Source organism: Chryseobacterium vrystaatense, from assembly GCF_000737765.1.
In the GTDB taxonomy this organism is placed as follows: Bacteria; Bacteroidota; Bacteroidia; order Flavobacteriales; family Weeksellaceae; genus Chryseobacterium; species Chryseobacterium vrystaatense.
In genome coordinates, this window is record NZ_JPRI01000001.1 from 36,262 (window position 1) to 52,868 (window position 16,607).

Annotated in this window: 19 protein-coding genes; 7 read left to right on the forward strand and 12 right to left on the reverse strand. The window is 36.8% G+C overall.

Going from position 1 to position 16,607, the window contains the following annotated elements; genetic code table 11:
* Positions 1 to 39: 39 nt before the first annotated feature.
* Positions 40 to 429 carry an HIT family protein gene (locus tag IW16_RS00140; RefSeq protein WP_034738501.1) on the reverse strand — a complete coding sequence of 130 codons (390 nt, stop codon included), beginning with the start codon at positions 427 to 429 and terminating at the stop codon, positions 40 to 42.
* Between the two features lie 48 nt (positions 430 to 477).
* Positions 478 to 948 carry a transcription elongation factor GreA gene (gene greA / locus IW16_RS00145; protein ID WP_034738504.1) on the reverse strand — a complete coding sequence of 157 codons (471 nt, stop codon included), beginning with the start codon at positions 946 to 948 and terminating at the stop codon, positions 478 to 480.
* Positions 949 to 1,057: 109 nt separating this feature from the next.
* Between greA and IW16_RS00150 the strand changes: the two genes are divergently transcribed.
* The 4 genes from IW16_RS00150 (at position 1,058) to IW16_RS25495 (ending at position 5,073) form a co-directional block, all read left to right on the forward strand.
* Positions 1,058 to 1,513 carry a hypothetical protein gene (locus IW16_RS00150; RefSeq protein ID WP_034738508.1) on the forward strand — a complete coding sequence of 152 codons (456 nt, stop codon included), beginning with the start codon at positions 1,058 to 1,060 and terminating at the stop codon, positions 1,511 to 1,513.
* A gap of 1 nt (position 1,514) precedes the next feature.
* A complete protein-coding gene (gene dtd, locus IW16_RS00155) occupies positions 1,515 to 1,964 on the forward strand; it encodes a D-aminoacyl-tRNA deacylase (protein WP_034738511.1) in 450 nt (149 codons plus the stop codon).
* A gap of 79 nt (positions 1,965 to 2,043) precedes the next feature.
* Positions 2,044 to 3,171 carry a serine hydrolase domain-containing protein gene (locus tag IW16_RS00160; RefSeq protein WP_034738514.1) on the forward strand — a complete coding sequence of 376 codons (1,128 nt, stop codon included), beginning with the start codon at positions 2,044 to 2,046 and terminating at the stop codon, positions 3,169 to 3,171.
* Positions 3,172 to 3,408: 237 nt separating this feature from the next.
* Positions 3,409 to 5,073: a S8/S53 family peptidase gene (locus IW16_RS25495; protein WP_051889800.1), complete on the forward strand. Its 1,665-nt coding sequence runs from the start codon at positions 3,409 to 3,411 to the stop codon at positions 5,071 to 5,073.
* Between the two features lie 65 nt (positions 5,074 to 5,138).
* Here the strand turns inward: IW16_RS25495 and IW16_RS00170 are convergent, their stop codons facing one another.
* The 10 genes from IW16_RS00170 to IW16_RS00215 all read right to left on the reverse strand — a co-directional run bounded on the left by IW16_RS00170 (position 5,139) and on the right by IW16_RS00215 (position 11,040).
* Complete coding sequence (locus IW16_RS00170) at positions 5,139 to 5,651, reverse strand: hypothetical protein (protein WP_034738516.1); 513 nt, start codon at positions 5,649 to 5,651, stop codon at positions 5,139 to 5,141.
* Between the two features lie 52 nt (positions 5,652 to 5,703).
* Positions 5,704 to 6,243: a hypothetical protein gene (locus IW16_RS00175; RefSeq protein WP_034738518.1), complete on the reverse strand. Its 540-nt coding sequence runs from the start codon at positions 6,241 to 6,243 to the stop codon at positions 5,704 to 5,706.
* Positions 6,244 to 6,248: 5 nt separating this feature from the next.
* Positions 6,249 to 7,622 carry a DUF4153 domain-containing protein gene (locus IW16_RS00180; protein ID WP_034738521.1) on the reverse strand — a complete coding sequence of 458 codons (1,374 nt, stop codon included), beginning with the start codon at positions 7,620 to 7,622 and terminating at the stop codon, positions 6,249 to 6,251.
* A 35-nt stretch (positions 7,623 to 7,657) separates the two neighbouring features.
* A complete protein-coding gene (locus tag IW16_RS00185) occupies positions 7,658 to 7,954 on the reverse strand; it encodes a hypothetical protein (protein ID WP_034738524.1) in 297 nt (98 codons plus the stop codon).
* A gap of 9 nt (positions 7,955 to 7,963) precedes the next feature.
* Positions 7,964 to 8,449 carry a Coq4 family protein gene (locus IW16_RS00190; protein ID WP_034738527.1) on the reverse strand — a complete coding sequence of 162 codons (486 nt, stop codon included), beginning with the start codon at positions 8,447 to 8,449 and terminating at the stop codon, positions 7,964 to 7,966.
* 89 nt (positions 8,450 to 8,538) lie between these two features.
* A complete protein-coding gene (locus IW16_RS00195; RefSeq protein WP_034738530.1) occupies positions 8,539 to 8,832 on the reverse strand; it encodes a hypothetical protein in 294 nt (97 codons plus the stop codon).
* 13 nt (positions 8,833 to 8,845) lie between these two features.
* Entirely contained in the window at positions 8,846 to 9,685 is an 840-nt protein-coding gene (locus IW16_RS00200; RefSeq protein ID WP_034738533.1) for a metallophosphoesterase, read from the reverse strand.
* Between the two features lie 30 nt (positions 9,686 to 9,715).
* The gene (locus IW16_RS00205; protein ID WP_084694470.1) at positions 9,716 to 10,006 is read right to left on the reverse strand and encodes a hypothetical protein; all 291 of its coding nucleotides are present in this window, start codon (positions 10,004 to 10,006) and stop codon (positions 9,716 to 9,718) included.
* Between the two features lie 64 nt (positions 10,007 to 10,070).
* On the reverse strand, positions 10,071 to 10,361 hold the full coding sequence (locus tag IW16_RS00210) for a winged helix-turn-helix domain-containing protein (RefSeq protein ID WP_034738535.1): 291 nt from the start codon (positions 10,359 to 10,361) through the stop codon (positions 10,071 to 10,073).
* A gap of 61 nt (positions 10,362 to 10,422) precedes the next feature.
* Positions 10,423 to 11,040 (reverse strand): hypothetical protein, encoded by a 618-nt coding sequence (locus IW16_RS00215; RefSeq protein WP_034738537.1) that lies wholly within the window; start codon positions 11,038 to 11,040, stop codon positions 10,423 to 10,425.
* Positions 11,041 to 11,210: 170 nt separating this feature from the next.
* Between IW16_RS00215 and IW16_RS00220 the strand changes: the two genes are divergently transcribed.
* The 3 genes from IW16_RS00220 (at position 11,211) to IW16_RS00230 (ending at position 16,581) form a co-directional block, all read left to right on the forward strand.
* Entirely contained in the window at positions 11,211 to 11,753 is a 543-nt protein-coding gene (locus IW16_RS00220) for a hypothetical protein (protein ID WP_034738539.1), read from the forward strand.
* A gap of 369 nt (positions 11,754 to 12,122) precedes the next feature.
* Positions 12,123 to 15,062 (forward strand): SusC/RagA family TonB-linked outer membrane protein, encoded by a 2,940-nt coding sequence (locus IW16_RS00225; protein ID WP_034738541.1) that lies wholly within the window; start codon positions 12,123 to 12,125, stop codon positions 15,060 to 15,062.
* A 10-nt stretch (positions 15,063 to 15,072) separates the two neighbouring features.
* Positions 15,073 to 16,581 (forward strand): RagB/SusD family nutrient uptake outer membrane protein, encoded by a 1,509-nt coding sequence (locus IW16_RS00230; protein ID WP_051889802.1) that lies wholly within the window; start codon positions 15,073 to 15,075, stop codon positions 16,579 to 16,581.
* The last annotated feature ends 26 nt before the right edge of the window (positions 16,582 to 16,607 follow it).

The window sequence follows — 16,607 nt, forward strand, 5'->3', positions numbered from 1 at the left end:
AAAATCGTAAAAAATTGCTTTTTTACGATTTTATGCTTTTTAAGAATTAATGATTGAGTTTTGGATCTCTTTATATTCTTCGTCTGTTAATTTTAGTCTTTCATTTCTGAAGTTCATATCCTCCACCTTGGTTAAGGGAATGAGGTGGATATGGGCATGGGGAACTTCAAGTCCTACTACAGCAACTCCTACTCTGATGCAGGGTACTGCATTTTTTACCTTTTTGGCAACCTGCTGTGCAAATTCCCAAAGGTTTTTATACTCTTCACTTTCCAAATCAAAGATCAGATCAACTTCTTTTTTAGGTACAACCAGTGTATGTCCCTTCACCAAGGGCATTGCGTCGAGGAATGCAATAAAATGATCATTCTCAGCAATTTTGTATGAGGGAATTTCGCCGTTGATGATTTTTGTGAATATACTGCTCATATTTAGAAGTTAGATTTTAGAAATTAGAATTTGGATATCGTGCTTAGACTATAGGGAAATGTCTAATACTTCGAAAGACAGTTTGTTTCCGTTAGGCAGTGTAATATCTGCTGTTTCGCCAATTACTTTTCCTAGCAATCCTTTTGCGATGGGTGTATTCACAGAAATTCTTCCTGTTTTAAGGTCGCTTTCATTATCCGGTACCAGTGTAAAAACCTGCTCCAGATTTGTTGCATTGTTTTTAAGTTTTACCGTAGTAAGGATAGAAACCTTTGAAGTATCTAATTGACTTTCATCTATGATCTTGGAAGTTGCGATAATATCTTTAAGCTTTGAAATTCTCATTTCCAGCATACCCTGAGCCTCTTTAGCGGCATCATATTCAGCATTTTCAGATAAATCTCCTTTATCTCTTGCTTCTGCGATCTGCATGGTAATTTTTGGTCTTTCCACAGTTTCTAACTGTTCCAGCTCAGCTTTCATTTTCTCTTGTCCCTCCTTTGTTACATAGCTTGCCATAATTTTCAAAATTTAGGTTTGGTATAAAAAAATAATCCGACATTTGCCGGACAATGTATTACGTGTTATATCGTTTAACTTTTACAAATATATAAAAATTTAAATTGAAATGAAAAAAACTTTCTCAATCCTCTGCATTTCAACAATACTGATTTTCAGTAATTTAACTATAAACTCATGCGGAAGCAGAGAAGATACTGTAAGTTGCTTTCCAAACAACCCCATTAATGTAACTTTAAATCTGAACCTGCCTGCTTACAATAATCTCAATTACGATGGAGGCTGGATTTATGTAAACGAACAGCAATCCGGAACAAGAGGACTCATCATCGTTCGTGCCGGAGATCTTTTTAAAGCATATGACAGGAATGCTCCTCATATTTGCCCTGATGCCAACACCACTCTTGAAGTGAAAGACAATATCAGTATTCTTTGTCCGAAAGATAATACCAGATGGATTTTGAGAACGGGACAGCCAGAATCCGGAGCCAAAACTTCCCTACCCCCAAAAACTTATCCTTTTAATTATGATCCCGCTACTAAGAATTTAAATATTTATTATTAAAATGAAGATTGTTATACAAAGAGTTTCTGAAGCGAGTGTAAAAGTAGATGGAAAAATTGCAGGAAAAATCGGTAAAGGGCTGATGCTTCTTACCGGGATTGATGAAAATGATGAAAAAGCAGATGCAGACTGGCTGGTCCAGAAGATCTTAAATCTTAGAATCTTTGGTGATGAAGATGATAAACTGAACCTTTCAGTAAAGGACATTTCAGGGGAAATCCTTTGCATCAGCCAGTTTACATTGATTGCCGACTACAAAAAAGGTAACCGCCCATCTTTCATCAAAGCTGCAAAACCGGATCACGCAATTCCTCTTTTCGATTATTTCAAAGAAGAAATCGCTAAGTCAGGGCTAAAAACAGAAAGTGGAATTTTCGGGGCAGATATGAAGGTTTCTCTCATCAATGACGGCCCGGTAACCATCGTCATGGATTCTATCACAAAAAGCTAAAACGAAAAGAAATACAATACGTACATCTGTACCTGAGGGTTCGGGAACCTCAAAATTTAAAATTAAAAACTACCTATTCATGCACTCGAATTTTAAATTAATATTCGGAATTTTAATAACGTTGAGTATCCACTTCACATCCCATGCACAGAATCGTGATGAGCTTTTAAAGTCAAAACTTGACTCAGCATTTTCCGAATTATTTAAAGCGGATGAACCAGGAGGTTCTATTTTAATTCAACAGGGAAATAAGATTTTGTATGAAAATTCTTTCGGCCTGGCAGACCTGAAAACCAAAGATAAGTTTACCAGCAAAACCGTTTCAAACCTGGGTTCTATTTCTAAAACCTTTGTGTCTTATGGAATTTTGATCCTTCAGAACCGACATCAGCTGTCTACGGATGATAACCTGCTTAAATTCTTTCCGGATTTCAAGAATAAGGATATTGGCGCCAGGATTAGGCTCCGTCACATCCTTACCCACAGTTCCGGGCTTCCTGATCTGAGAGATGTAGATAAGGACAGTATATTTTATCTTACTGCCAAAGATGAAGAAAATTTCAGACCGTTGAAGTCCACCGACTCTCTGGATTTTGAACCGGGAACCAAATTTGAATACTCCAACCCTGCGTACAATGGCCTGGCAATGGTAGTTGAGAAAACAAGCGGGATTAAATGGCAGCGTTTTATCGATCAAAATATTTTCAAACCTGCAGGAATGAAAAACAGTCTGATTACCGATGGTAGCTTTCCTGATAAAAATGTAGCCCACGGTTATATTCTGAAGAATAATATGTATCAGGAATATGATTATGGAGAATGCCCCACTTTTGCAGCTGCCGGAAACGGAGGGGTATGGAGCTCTATCGAGGACCTGAAAAAATACATTACGGCAATTAGCCAATGTATGTTTACGGACTGCTCTGTTATTAAAGCTTCAAAAACGATATATAATCCATCCGGCTGGAAGGGTGAAAAACCACCCTATCACACGGGAACCTGGTTTGTTCATCAAGGTTTCTATGCTGATACAAAAACAGAGGAAACGGTGAATGTCATTGAGCATGCCGGTGATCAGGGAGGTTTTAAATCCCACCTCATCATGATTCCTGAAAAAAATATTTCCATTATTTGGCTGACCAATAATAATAAATTTATTACGGGTCATATCAGGAGAATCCTTCTTAAGATGAAATATATTGACTAAGCCAGCACTCAATTCTCTTCTTCATAATAATTTTTTACGATGTGAAATGAAACTCGGTTAATTTCAACAAAAATTTAATTTCATCAAAATGTGATTTAAATTTATTTTATTAGCTTTTTTTATTCATTATTAACAAAAATAAAGCTATTTCTAAACAATTACGTTAATTATTTTCCCATTTCACAATATTACTCATTAAAGTTATATATTTGGATTACAACCATTTAATCTTATAATATGAGAACAAAATTCAAACTTTTTACATTATTACTTTTCAGCTTTTTCCTTTTTTACGGCCAAAATGCCCCCAATAAGGCCGACAAACAAAATCCTAACATATATGTATGCTTTTCAAAAAATATTGAATCTGAAAAAGCTGCACTAGCCAAAAATCCTGCTTTGGCAGAGTTTGTTAAAAAAAATGAAATTTCATTTGTGAACGATTTCGGATTCACGAACCGCAAGCTTGATGAAATGATCAGAAACAGCAAGACAAACGGTCATTCAGGTGAATCTGTCGAAAAACTGAAACGGATCTTTAAAGTGAATATTCCTCTTCAAAATAATGAAGATGCCGAAAAGCTGGCCTCCACTCTGGAAAAGTTTCCGGAAGTAGAATACGTTTCTGTCATGAGCAGCGTTCCGATTGAACCTCCATTTGTTAAAGCTTTTGTGGCTACACCTGATCTAGAAAACGTTCAAACTTACCTCAACGATAATCCGGGAATAAATGCAAAATATGCCTGGTCACGAGGTATTACAGGACAAAACATCAGAATCCGTGATGTAGAATATGGATTTTACAAAACCCACGAAATGCTTTCCAACCAAAATTCTATTCAGCTTGAAACAGGATTTGCCCCGAATGCAGGATTATCAAATAACAACTATCGTGATCACGGAACAGCTGTGGTAAGTATTTTAGGTTCTGTAAAAGATAATATCGGACTTTCAGGAGGGGCTTACAGTGCTTCCGAAATAAAAGGATTTATGGAATGGACCACTGTAGGTTATGACAGGGCTTCTGCGGTAAGCAGATCGATCAATGCATCGCAGGCCGGTGATATTATTTTATATGAAATGCAGACAGGAGGAAAAGACGGCCAATATTGTCCTGCTGAATACAACAGTGTGATCTGGGACTTGACGAAAGCCGCTACCGATTCCGGAATTATTATTATTGCAGCAGCAGGTAACGGAAATCAAAATCTTGATGATCCTTTTTATGCTGCGTATAATGCAAGAGGAAATAGCGGAGCGATCATTGTTGGTGCAGGTTCGCCCAATACCACGCATTCAAAACTGAGCTTCAGCACATACGGAAGCAGAGTGGATGTACAGGGTTGGGGAAGCAGCGTTCTGGCGGCGGGATACGGTTCTTATGCACAATATGACGGTGACACCAACCGTACTTATAACTATTTTAGCGGAACAAGTTCTGCAACTCCTGTAGTTGCTTCTGCTGCGACATTGATCCAGTCTTATTATTATCAGACCACAGGACAGTATCTGACTCCCGCAGCAATGAAAAACTTATTAATATCTACTGGAATTCCACAGGGAGGCACTGTCGTTAATCAAAAAATAGGACCTTTACCTAATGTAAAAAATGCCATTTTGCAACTCGAAGGCACTCTATTCCTTAAGACTAAGAATACCGCTGTTCCTGTGCCATTGGATATTAAAATTTACCCTAATCCTGCGTCAAGTTATATTGCTATTCAAGGGAAAGAAAGTAAAAAACTTGATTTTGAAATCATTAACATGCAAGGGCGAACAGTTACAAAAGGTTCTGTTTCCCCTAATGAAAAGATCAATACTTCAAATCTTTCTACAGGACAGTATATCATCAATATTACTGAAGGGCAAAGGAGAGTTGTTGAAAAATTCACGAAATTATAATCCCATCCAAATAGAAAACGTCTTTCAAATTTTGAAAGACGTTTTTTTAATCTGTTTAATAAAAACTATTTTGCAGGAACACTGTTGAAATTCAGCGCTATTTTAAGAGTCATATCTGAGCTTGTCTGGTTCTTCAGTTCATACACTGTTCTTACTGTAAGTCCTGAACTTTTTACAACCTCATCCAGATATCCTGTATCGTTCAGGTCCAGATTTAAGCTGGAAGAATCTGTTGTTATATTGGAACGTGAAGCAACAAGTTTTTCACCTGTTCCGCTGGATGAGACATATACTTTCACTGATTTCACTGCACTCAGATTTCCACCTGAAGGAGAAGCTACAGAAATTTTTGCTTCTGAAATTCTTACATCCTTGATCTTTGCATTATTATTTCCTCCAAACCAAGTCTGTACATTGGTAGCAGTAGATGTTGAGGAAACTTCTTTATCTGCCGGCACTCCTGTAGACACCAACACATTGGCTGTATATGGGAAAGTATTCTGAACCAGCGACTGTACAGTTCCACAGCTTACTACTAATGCTGAGAATGCCGCTGTCATTAAAAATATATTTTTCATAATCTTAAACTTTAGAATTGAGTTTGCAGAAATTATACCAAATCGGTAAATCTTATTCTACGCTAACATTAAAACTTCCTTTTGTATTACCGGAAGCCATATTGCTTTTACCAATAATTAACCAGACCTCACCTGTCCCTTTTGTTTCATAAGTAATCTCTCTGCTGAAGGGCCCGTCATAGTCGCCATTGGGAAGTTTTATCTGATTGAATCTGATATTAAAGTCTTTCTCATTGGTAGAAATTGTAGCTTTAATAGAGGGTTTATCATAATGTGTCAGTTTCAGAACCAGCTCCTGACCGTCTTTTGTAAATTCTTCTCCCAGTGTGAAAGGCAGCTGAGATGCATCGGCTGTTCTTACAATCTGGCCCTCTTTTTCACTTCTCATCACTCCTTTGCGAAGGACTTCTTTAGTGACAGGAGCATTGTTAATGATTGAATCTTTCTTTCTAAGTTCAGCAGAATCCGCTTTTGCTGCGACATCCGGCATTTCTGTGACCACAGCAGAATCTCTGTTTGGAGTTTCTGTGATGTTCGCTTCTTTTTTACATGAAATAATAATCAATGGAATTAACAATAAGGATTTTTTCATAATAATTACTCTTTTAATGTTTCATAGTAAAGGATTTTTGAAAGGAAAGGTTTGGATTTTTCTTCTTTTACTTTTTCCATTACTTTCTTTTTAAGCAGAGGATCGTTCTTTTGATCTGCATACCTGAGCAGCTGTCTTTCACTGAAATTGATCTGTTCAAGGTGATAGTTCACCACAAAATCTTTACGTTTCATATTCTGGGAAGTAATAATTCCGCCCCAGTTGACATAACTGCAAGCCAAAATTGTTCCATAAAAATACCAGGTCATCACATTGAACAGGAATGCATTTCTTTTTTTTCGCTGAATTTTAATAAAAGTTAATCCCAATCCGGTCAGTGCCAACAGGAGAAAAGCAACCACTCCCAATCTTTTATAAGTAAAACCGTAACTGATTATATATTCGTAGTTTTTCAGTGCGGTACAAAGAACAAGAAGAGCATTCAGTATGATCCAGATTCTGGCAAGAATTTTCATGAGTTTTGCCTTAGGATCAAAATTAAAACTGGATTTAAAATAGAACATAATCACCAACACTGCCATCACAATAGACATGATGACCGCATTGACTCTGTCATGAGTTTCCTCTGAAAGCTGAACCGGCGTTTTTGACGCCTCATAAAACTGCTCATAATTGTAAGTGATGATAAAAAAGACCAGTAAAATATTCAGACAGAAGAAAGAAATAATTCCGCTTGTTCTTTCTGCGTCAAGATCAAGAAAAGAATAGGTTGCTTTCTGTATTTTGGCTGCATCTTTAAAATTATCATCCAGCAGATCATTCTTTTTGTAAATGAATCTTTCTACCGAATAATTCCAGTAATTGAAAGCAATAAAGAAACCCAGAACTGACAGACACAGTATCTGCCATATATTAATATCAAGTTCATAATCTCTGAAAAGGGCTGCAAAATGATCACTTCCTGCAGAATAGATACCGAAAAATATGGAGATCAGCACTACGGGAATAATAATGAACCCTAAGCTTTTCTGCCATACTCCCGAAACATTTCTCTTGGGAAGCCACCCCTCAAAGTTAAAGATCCTGAAAATAGAGGTAAAACTGTTGATGATAAATACAGGAATCAGAAAAAGAATTTTCAATTTTCTGTTTCTAGAACGGTAACCAAGAAGAAGAATGGAACTTACAACCGCCAGTAAGGACGGAAAATCTCTGAACCAGATAAAAGCAATGCCCGACAAAATAGTTGTAACAAAAAGTATCATAAAGATTCTTGTCCTGTTTCTTTCCGGAGTTTTGAACAGAGTCAACCCTGCGTAAAAGATACTCAGAATTCCGAGATTCATACCGATGTCCTGATCATAAAAAAGAATAACAAACAAGGCGGTTGTAAGAAATATATAATGATGTGTTTTCATGATGGGAGATATTAAAATTTGAAGGATTGATTGGTTTATAGTTTAAAATCAATGAGTATACCCATATAAAGAATGGTAATAGGAATATTAACCAAAAGCAGCAAGACAGAGTTTCCAGAGGTTTTCTTATCCGCAGTATGGGTCAGGAATTCCATCAGCTCGTACAGCAGAACAAGCAAATTGACAACTGCTGCTATGGTGACAAAGTAAAACCCGAAGACCATCAGAAGTTCTGCTTTTGTGATCAGGTAACAGATTAAAAGTAATGTCCCTGATAAAAACGAGATCAGAAAAGTATTTCTACCAAGCGCAGTATATTTTATTTTCTTCATGGCTTATCATTAATAGAGTGGCGCTGTTTCTTTCTGTTGGATATAATCTTTCAGGTGGTCAAAATTCTGCCACAAAAGGCTTTCAAAGTCCCAGTGGTAAAAGGGTCTCATGCTCTGCCCCTTTCTGTATGCCTTCATATACAGTTTCATGTATTCCGGGAGGATAAGTGTTCCCAATATAACAGCAGCCAGCAGATGGGCATTGAGCTTACCGTTTCCAAGAAGCAGATATTGCATCGCAACCTCATCTTCGAAATGGGTTCCGCATCCGGTGATCAGGTGATGTACGTCATGGTCTTCCATTTTTGGAATCATAGAAAATCCATGTTTTTTGTAAAATTCCCCTAGTTTTCTACCCAAGGAATCTTCCTGAAATTGCAGCAGCTGTTCTTCATTGAACTGCCATTGTCTTTTTTTTCTTTTAAAATATTTTCTGTAGAGTTTCTGGGTTTTATCGTAGACAAAAAGCAGAAATTGAACACGTACTTTTTTCATAATGTATTATTTAAATATTAAATTAATTCCTGGCATGACAAAACGTATTTTTCTCTTTATTTGAGGATCCTTCATCCGTGTTGTATTATCTAGTTTAGATTAAGTCCTATGGCAGCGTAAAGAATAGCTATGGGAATATTGATCGTCATCACACCAATAGTTTTGAGACAAACCTTTAACTTAGCCTGATGGAGAAGTCCATAGACTAATAGTCCTATGACAATAAGGAAATTTAAAATTGTCCCGAAAATCAGGAGAATATATCCTCCTATAGCAAAATCCACATGCTTTGTTATTAGATACCCGAAAAGGCAGATATTTCCCAGTGCGAAGCACAATCCAAACATATATTTTCCAACATTTATAATTTGATGATCTTTCATAGATGTAAATATTTTAAGCCTGTGTTAAAGTAAAGACGGTAATTTCCGGACGTACCATAAATCTGATCTGAAAAGAATGACCAATAGCTCTGTTGATATACAGGATTCTTCCATCCTGAAGATCTATTTCCCCTGAAATATATTTTCTGTTTTCAACGGGAAGAAGCGGTGTGATGACTCCCGGGATTCTGCACTGTCCTCCATGTGTATGACCACTTAGTATCCATCCCTGGTATCCGTTCCATATATCCCTGTCGCAGGCATCCGGATTATGACAGAGTACAATATTGGCTTTAGAGGGATTATGCAATTTCATCACTTCAGTTGGATAGAAATTCGGAGACCACAGATCTTCAAAACCTATAAAATTCAAGCCGTGACTTTCTTCACTTCTGTTGTTAAGCATAATAACTCCAACATCTTCAAGAATCCGGCAGATGTTTTCTGCACAATGGTTATCACTCCAGTTCTTTCCATAATCATGGTTTCCAAGGATTCCAAAAGTTGCCAGTTTGCCATGAACGGCCTGGTTCATTACTTTTTTCAAGTCTTCCTGTTCTTGTGCTGTTCCTTGATTCACGAAATCTCCTGTATAGACCACAAAATCAGGATTGAACTGTTGAGCTTTTTGGAAAGAATCGATAAGAAAATTCCAGTCGAAGCGGTCACCCACGTGTAAATCTGATATCTGCATCAGTATTTTCCCGTCCAATGTTTCGGGAAGGTTTTTAACAGGAAGCTTTCTTTGGACAAATTCTACCCAGAAAGGTTCTATCTGCCAGGAATACAATGCCGGAAATATTCCTATCACTGAAATTTGTGCGAGTCTTTTAATGAAAGTTTTTCTTGTCATCACTGAAATTTTATAATTTGAAAACCTGCTTTAATTTCCTGCGAATGGACTGCCGAAAATCCCTACCGCCAATTCAATCCAGACTAAGCCGAAGACCATCAAAACGAAAACGCAGATTAAAATTCTCTGGCTTTGTTTTTTAATTTTGCTTCTTACCAGATTGATTAGAAATGCAGTGCTAAAGAGTAAAACGCCTGCAATCAGAAAATCTGAAACTGACCAATTGATCTCTTTAGAAATTAGGGTTCCCAACAATGGAATACACAGTAAAACCAATGGAAGCAAATAAATTGTGAATGTTTTTTGTTTTTGTGTCATCATTTTATTTAATTTTAAAGTGTAAAGTACTTTGTATTTCAAAGTATAATTTCAAAAAAATATAGGTTTATCTCCCCAATAGTTTTTCAAGTCCGTCAAGGTGTTCATTAAAAGCCTCCCTCCCATTCTGTGTCACACGGTAAGACGTTTTAGGTTTTTTGCCTACAAATTCTTTTTTCACTTCTATGTATCCTGCTTTTTCCAATGCATTACTGTGGCTGGCCAGGTTGCCGTCTGTGATTTCCAGAAGCCCTTTCATTTCAGAAAAATCAACCCAGTCGTTGACCATAAGAACGGACATTATTCCCAGTCTTACACGGCTTTCGAATTCTTTATTGAGTTGATTTATTTTTATCATAACAAGGCAGTAGCTGCATGAGTTTAAGAAGCGGTTCTTAAAAATCCTGCAAATTTAATCTTTATTTATATTTTTTATGCATGATCAGTCCATACACAATATGTAAAACCCCAAAACCAATCGCCCAGAATAAGAGTCCCCACCCTAAAAAGAACAGAGAAATCAATCCCAGGATAATCTGACAGTATCCAAGATATTTAATATCGGTGAGCGTATATCTTTCTGCACTCACCAGCGCTATTCCATAAAAGATCAGTGTAGCCGGGGCTATCCACACAAACAGATGGTGAAAAAGGAGAGCCAGACAAAAGACTCCTCCTGTTACCAAAGGAACAGCAAAGGTAAGCAACAGTCGCTTTGTGGTACTATCCCAGATCTTCTGTCCTTTCTTTTTGCTTTTATTAGCGGTAAAAATATAGCCGCTGAGCACTGCTGCAAGCAAGATCACAGTTCCAATCACGACAAGTTCTCTTACCAATGCGGGGCTGAAGAAATTTCTCTGCCCATCAAAATAGCTTATTCCCTCGCGCTGGAAAACAAAATACACATATCCCGCACCAATAAGTGCAGCGACTCCGGCAAATACTCCAGACAGTCCGCTCAATGAAATAAATCTGGAAGACCGCTCCATCATGGAACGGATATGAGATAAGTCTTCGTGATAGTTTTTTGAATCCATAAAAAGAACTTTGAATTACAAAGTTATAATTTATTTTTAATCTTCCAATTATTTTTTAAAATTTAATAGTATTTTTTTCTTCTCCATTTCTACAATTCTTAACTTTAAGAAAACAGAATTGAGTTTACCATTGACAGAAACAGAATCCTAAATTAGTTAATGAATGTATTATGGGCAAAGCTTCAATAGATTATTCTCAGATTCAACTGGAGGAAAACATTCCTTTAACGGACTCTGAGCTGAACAATATAAATGTTCAGAGAAAAGGTTTCTTTAAAGATGCTCCGGGTATTCTACTGGCCGTCATCATTCTCATCATTCTTATCGCCTGCTATTTATTGAAAGATGAATTTATCAACTTCAAATATTATCATTACATTCTGTTTTTCTGTGTTGCATCAGCTTTGTATGCATTTTTTTATCTCATCATGTACCTGGTCTATATGTATTTCGTCCAGAACTGGGAAAGAGATATCAGGAATGGAAAAAACATTCTGAAGAGCATTATCACCAGCCGCCATACCACAGAAAATGATGAATATATCCTCACCTTCTCCGGACGAAACAAAGATGAAAAAATAAAACTGCCTGTTTCTAAAGATGATTACCTAAGATACAAAACAGGAATGCAGGTAGTAGTTGTTTATTTAAAGCACAGCAAAGTGGTTCTTTCTCTGGAGGAGTTAGAAATTCCCATCTCGGATCAGTATTAGATACATTCATCACATTATTTATAACCATTGAATTATAATTTTCCGCTCTTACAAGACCTTAATAAAGTCTCTTGAGAAACTTAAATTCTTCGCCATATAATTCCAATCTTCTGCTGTTGAGAATTTCATTGATGTATATTTTTTCGACCAGCAATACTAAACTTCAAATCCATTTGATTTAAAAATTTCACTAAAAAACAAAATATAGTTAATTTTTTTTCATAAAAACACGAAAAAATTAACATTCATTAACAATTTTAAATAACTTACTTAATATTTATCAAAAACATAACATTTTAACATAAAAACCATTGTTGGATTAAAAAAATATCACATATTTGTGTTAATTATTTATTAAATTTTGTTAATATGAACTCGAATGTGAAATTAAAAATTTTATCTACAGCCGTATTTTTTTTTACGGCCCAAGCTGTAACAGCACAGAAAGATTCGACGAAAACCAAAGACATTGATGAAGTTGTCATTGTTGCTTACGGGAAACAGAAAAAGGGGACTATTACCGGGTCTAATATTCAGGTAGACGCAGCTAAAATAGAGAACCGGCCTATTTCCAACGTTTTGCAGGCATTGGATGGTGCTGGAGCTGGTATTCAGATTGCTGCCGGTACCGGCCAGCCAGGTGAAGGTTCATCAATAAGAATCAGAGGAACGGGTTCTTACCTTGTTTCAAACGATCCCCTTTTAATAGTGGATGGAGTTCCTTTTCCAGGCGACCTAAATTCATTGAATCCTAACGACATTGAGAGTTTAAATGTGTTAAAAGATGCAGCATCAACTGCTCTATATGGGTCAAGTGCAGCTAATGGCGTTATTATGGTAACTACCAAGAGGGGTAAAAAAAATTCATCCAGATTTACCCTTAACTCCAATACAGGTATTGTAAGCAGATTTGTACAAGAGTATGACAGAGTAGGGGCAGCTGATTATTATGTTCTTGCGTGGGAAGCCATGCGTAATGGCAGAAGAATAACAAATCCAACTGAAAGTCTTGCCGCATCAAACTTGTGGGCAACTAATAATTTAATTTCCGGAAACCTAAGAACCAACATTTATGATATACCGGATAATCAGTTGGTTATTGATGGATTGCTTAATTCTTCGGCTAAAATGCGTTACAATGATTTTGACTGGGCCGATCCTATAATCGGTGTAGGTTTAAGACAAGACCATACAATTAGTTTTTCAGGTGGAAATGATAAAAGTACATTGTTCAGCTCACTAGGCTACACCAATGAAAAAGGATACATTGTAAAGTCAAGTTTCGAACGTATTAATTTAAGAATTAATGCAGATTCACAAGTTAAAGACTGGTTTAAAATTGGAACCAGCTTAAATGGTGTTATTACGAGCCAAGGTTTAGCTGTTAATGGAGCAGACAATAATTCAGCCTATATAAATCCTTATGCATGGACGCGTGGTATGGGACCAATTTATAGTCCATACCGACATAACCCTGTTACCGGAGAGAGACTATATGATATAAACGGTGATGTTCTTTATGATGATGGCTCTTTGCGCGGTGTCGATGCCGCTGCAGGTAGAAATATTATCTGGGAAACTTTACTAAATGATGATAAAACAAATTCATACAATCTCCAGTCTAATGTATACGCCGAGTTTAAGCTTCTACCGGAATTGATGTTCAGAACCAATGCAGCATATAATTTCAGAGGAACATTAAATAAAACATATGGAAACAGACTGATCGGGGATGCACTGGGAATTGGTTCTGCTTCCAGAACAATGTACCTCACCAGAGACTTTACCTGGAACCAGGTATTAACGTATAATAAAAAATTAGGAGGACATGATGTAACTGTTCTTGCCGGACATGAAAATTTTGATTATAAGCAAGATAATATGTATGGTTATAAGAGAAATCAGGTATTGGATAATTTTTATGAGTTTGGAAACTTTGTAGATAACAATACCCTTACTTCATATCTTCGAGAAAGAACTAAAGAAAGCTGGTTTACAAGGTTAAACTACAATTATAATGAAAAGTATCTTTTAGAAGGCTCAGTAAGATGGGATGGATCTTCCCGTTTTGCTACAGATGTAAGATGGGAGTCATTCTGGTCAGCTGGTGCCGGATGGGTGATTTCAAAAGAAAACTTCCTGCAGGGTAATAAATTTGTGAATTTCTTAAAACTAAGAGGTTCTTATGGCGAAGTAGGTAACGATGCTCTGGATACTAATTATGCCTATCAAACCTTATTTGCTTTAGGCTACAACAATGGTGTAGAACCGGGAATTTTGCTTACCAATGTGGGAGATCCTTTAGTTACCTGGGAAACTAAAGCGCAATCTGATATTGCCTTAGAATTTGAATTATTTAATAAAAGAGTGCGCGGTACTGTAGAATATTATAATTCTGAAACCAAAGGGTTGCTTTTTCCTTTTCAAGCTCCTATAAATGCAGGTATTCCAGGTAATAGTATTGACAGAAACGTAGGTAACATGGTAAATAAAGGATATGAAATCACTTTGAGCGCAGATATTATCAAGAATCAAAACGTGAAATGGACTGTATCAGCCTACGGAACTACTTATAAGAATGAGATTACAGCCCTTTCTCAGGACGAATTTATTAATGGGAGTAAAAAGCTGATGAAAGGTAAAGATTTATATGCTTTTTGGTTAAGATCATGGTACGGAGTAGATCCTTCTGATGGATCCCCATTATTTGTCTTAGATCAGGATTTATTCCCAGGTTCTACAGCAGCAGATGTAAGAACTGTAAACGGAGTCCTGGTTACAACTAATCAAAATAAAGCTAAATATGAATATCATGGATCAGCAATTCCTGATTTCTTTGGAAATTTCTCAACTACATTTAACTTTAAAAACTGGGAGCTTTCTGCATCATTCAATTACCAGTTTGGAGGAAAAATCTATGATACTAACTATGCAAGTTTGATGGATGCCTATCCTCAAGGAGGAGCTGCACATACCGACATCTATAACCGTTGGACCACTCCCGGACAGATTACTGATGTACCTGCTCTCAACGCATCAACAGTAGTAGCTTCAAATTCTGCTTCATCAAGATGGTTGGTAGATGCCAGTTATCTGATGTTGAGAAATGCTTCAATAGGTTACAGCTTTAATCCTAACATTATAAAAAGTGTGGGAGTAAGCAGCTTAAAATTGTTTGTGAGTGGAGAAAATCTTTGGGTTACCAGCAAAAGGAAAGGCTTAGAGCCCTACTCTACCTTTAACGGTACTGTCACTAACAGATATTCGCCTTCCAGAATTATTACTTTCGGTTTAAGTACAACTTTTTAAAATTATCAAAATGAAATTTATTACAAATAAAGCACTGCTAATTTCCGGCTTTTCAATATTAAGTATTTTATCATCCTGCGAAAGAGATGATCTGGAGAAAGATCCAACCACCGCAGCCAGTGAGCTATTAGTAACATCAAGTCTGGATAACTTAAATATTGCCATTAATGGGATGCATAGAAATATGTATTACAGGCAAAACAGCAACCAGGGACAGAATGGCGCTACCGGAATAATGATCTATATGGATGTAATGGGAGATGATTTAGTTTTTCCTACTACGGGTAACGGATGGTTTGTAACTACTCTCCGATGGCTGGATAATGCTAATGCCACTTCTACAAACTTATTTTATCCATACGATTTTTACTATGGACAGATAAGAATTGCGAACATTATTATAAAGGCAGCCCCTAACGTTCAGGGGGATCAGACGCTCAAGGATAAAGTATTGGGCGAAGCTTATGCTTTCAGGGGATATTGCTATTTTATGCTTGCCCAGATTTATGCAAAAAGATATGTTGAAGGAACTACGAATTCGCAACCCGGAGTACCGCTTAGGCTGGATGACTCTTTTAATGCTATTCCCAGATCATCTCTGGAAGAGGTCTATACATTGATAAATTCAGATTTTGCACAGGCTTACAGTTTCCTAAACGGCAAAACAAGGTCTGATAAATCTCACTTTAACGCAAATGTTGTCAGAGGATTAATGGCTAGAGTAGCTTTAGTACAGGGTAAATATGCTAACGCTGCTTTATACGCAAAAGAAGCTAGACAGGGCTTTGTACTAATGAACAATACCCAATATAAATCAGGTTTCAACAGTTATTCCAATTCTGAATGGGTTTGGGGCTATAAACCAATTGATGCCACAACAGATTTCTTTGGAAATTTTATGGGGTATATGTCCAGAAATTATAATTCAGGACAGATTAGACAAGCCCCTAAAGTCGTGAATAATTTATTATACGCGATGTTTCCGGCAACCGATGTGAGAACACAGGTTATCGATCCTACAGGAGCACATACAGCACTTGCACTACCTAATACTTACAGTAAATTCCCTTATACATCACAGAAGTTTCTTTCTGTAAATGCATCAGGCACTGTTGATAATAATACAAGTTTAGGTGATATTCCATTTATGCGATCTGCGGAAATGTATCTTATTGAAGCCGAAGCATTAGCAAAAGACAATAAAGAGGCAGACTCTAAAATTATATTTAATGAGTTTACAAAAAATAGAAACCCTTCATATGCAGGTGCCACAACAACAGGTCAAGCCTATATTACTGAAGTTTTAAACAGCAGAAGATTAGAACTTTGGGGAGAGGGCTTCAGGTTTCTTGATCTGAAAAGATTAAATCTTCCTTTAGACAGAACGGGTGCAAATCACGTCTCTGCTGTCACCAATAATTTAAGTACTGTTCCTGCCGGAGATAAGCGCTGGACATGGCTTATTCCTCAAGCTGAGATCAACGCATCTCAAGGATTGGTACAACAAAACGAACTTTAATTCAACATTCATATTAACTAGAAATC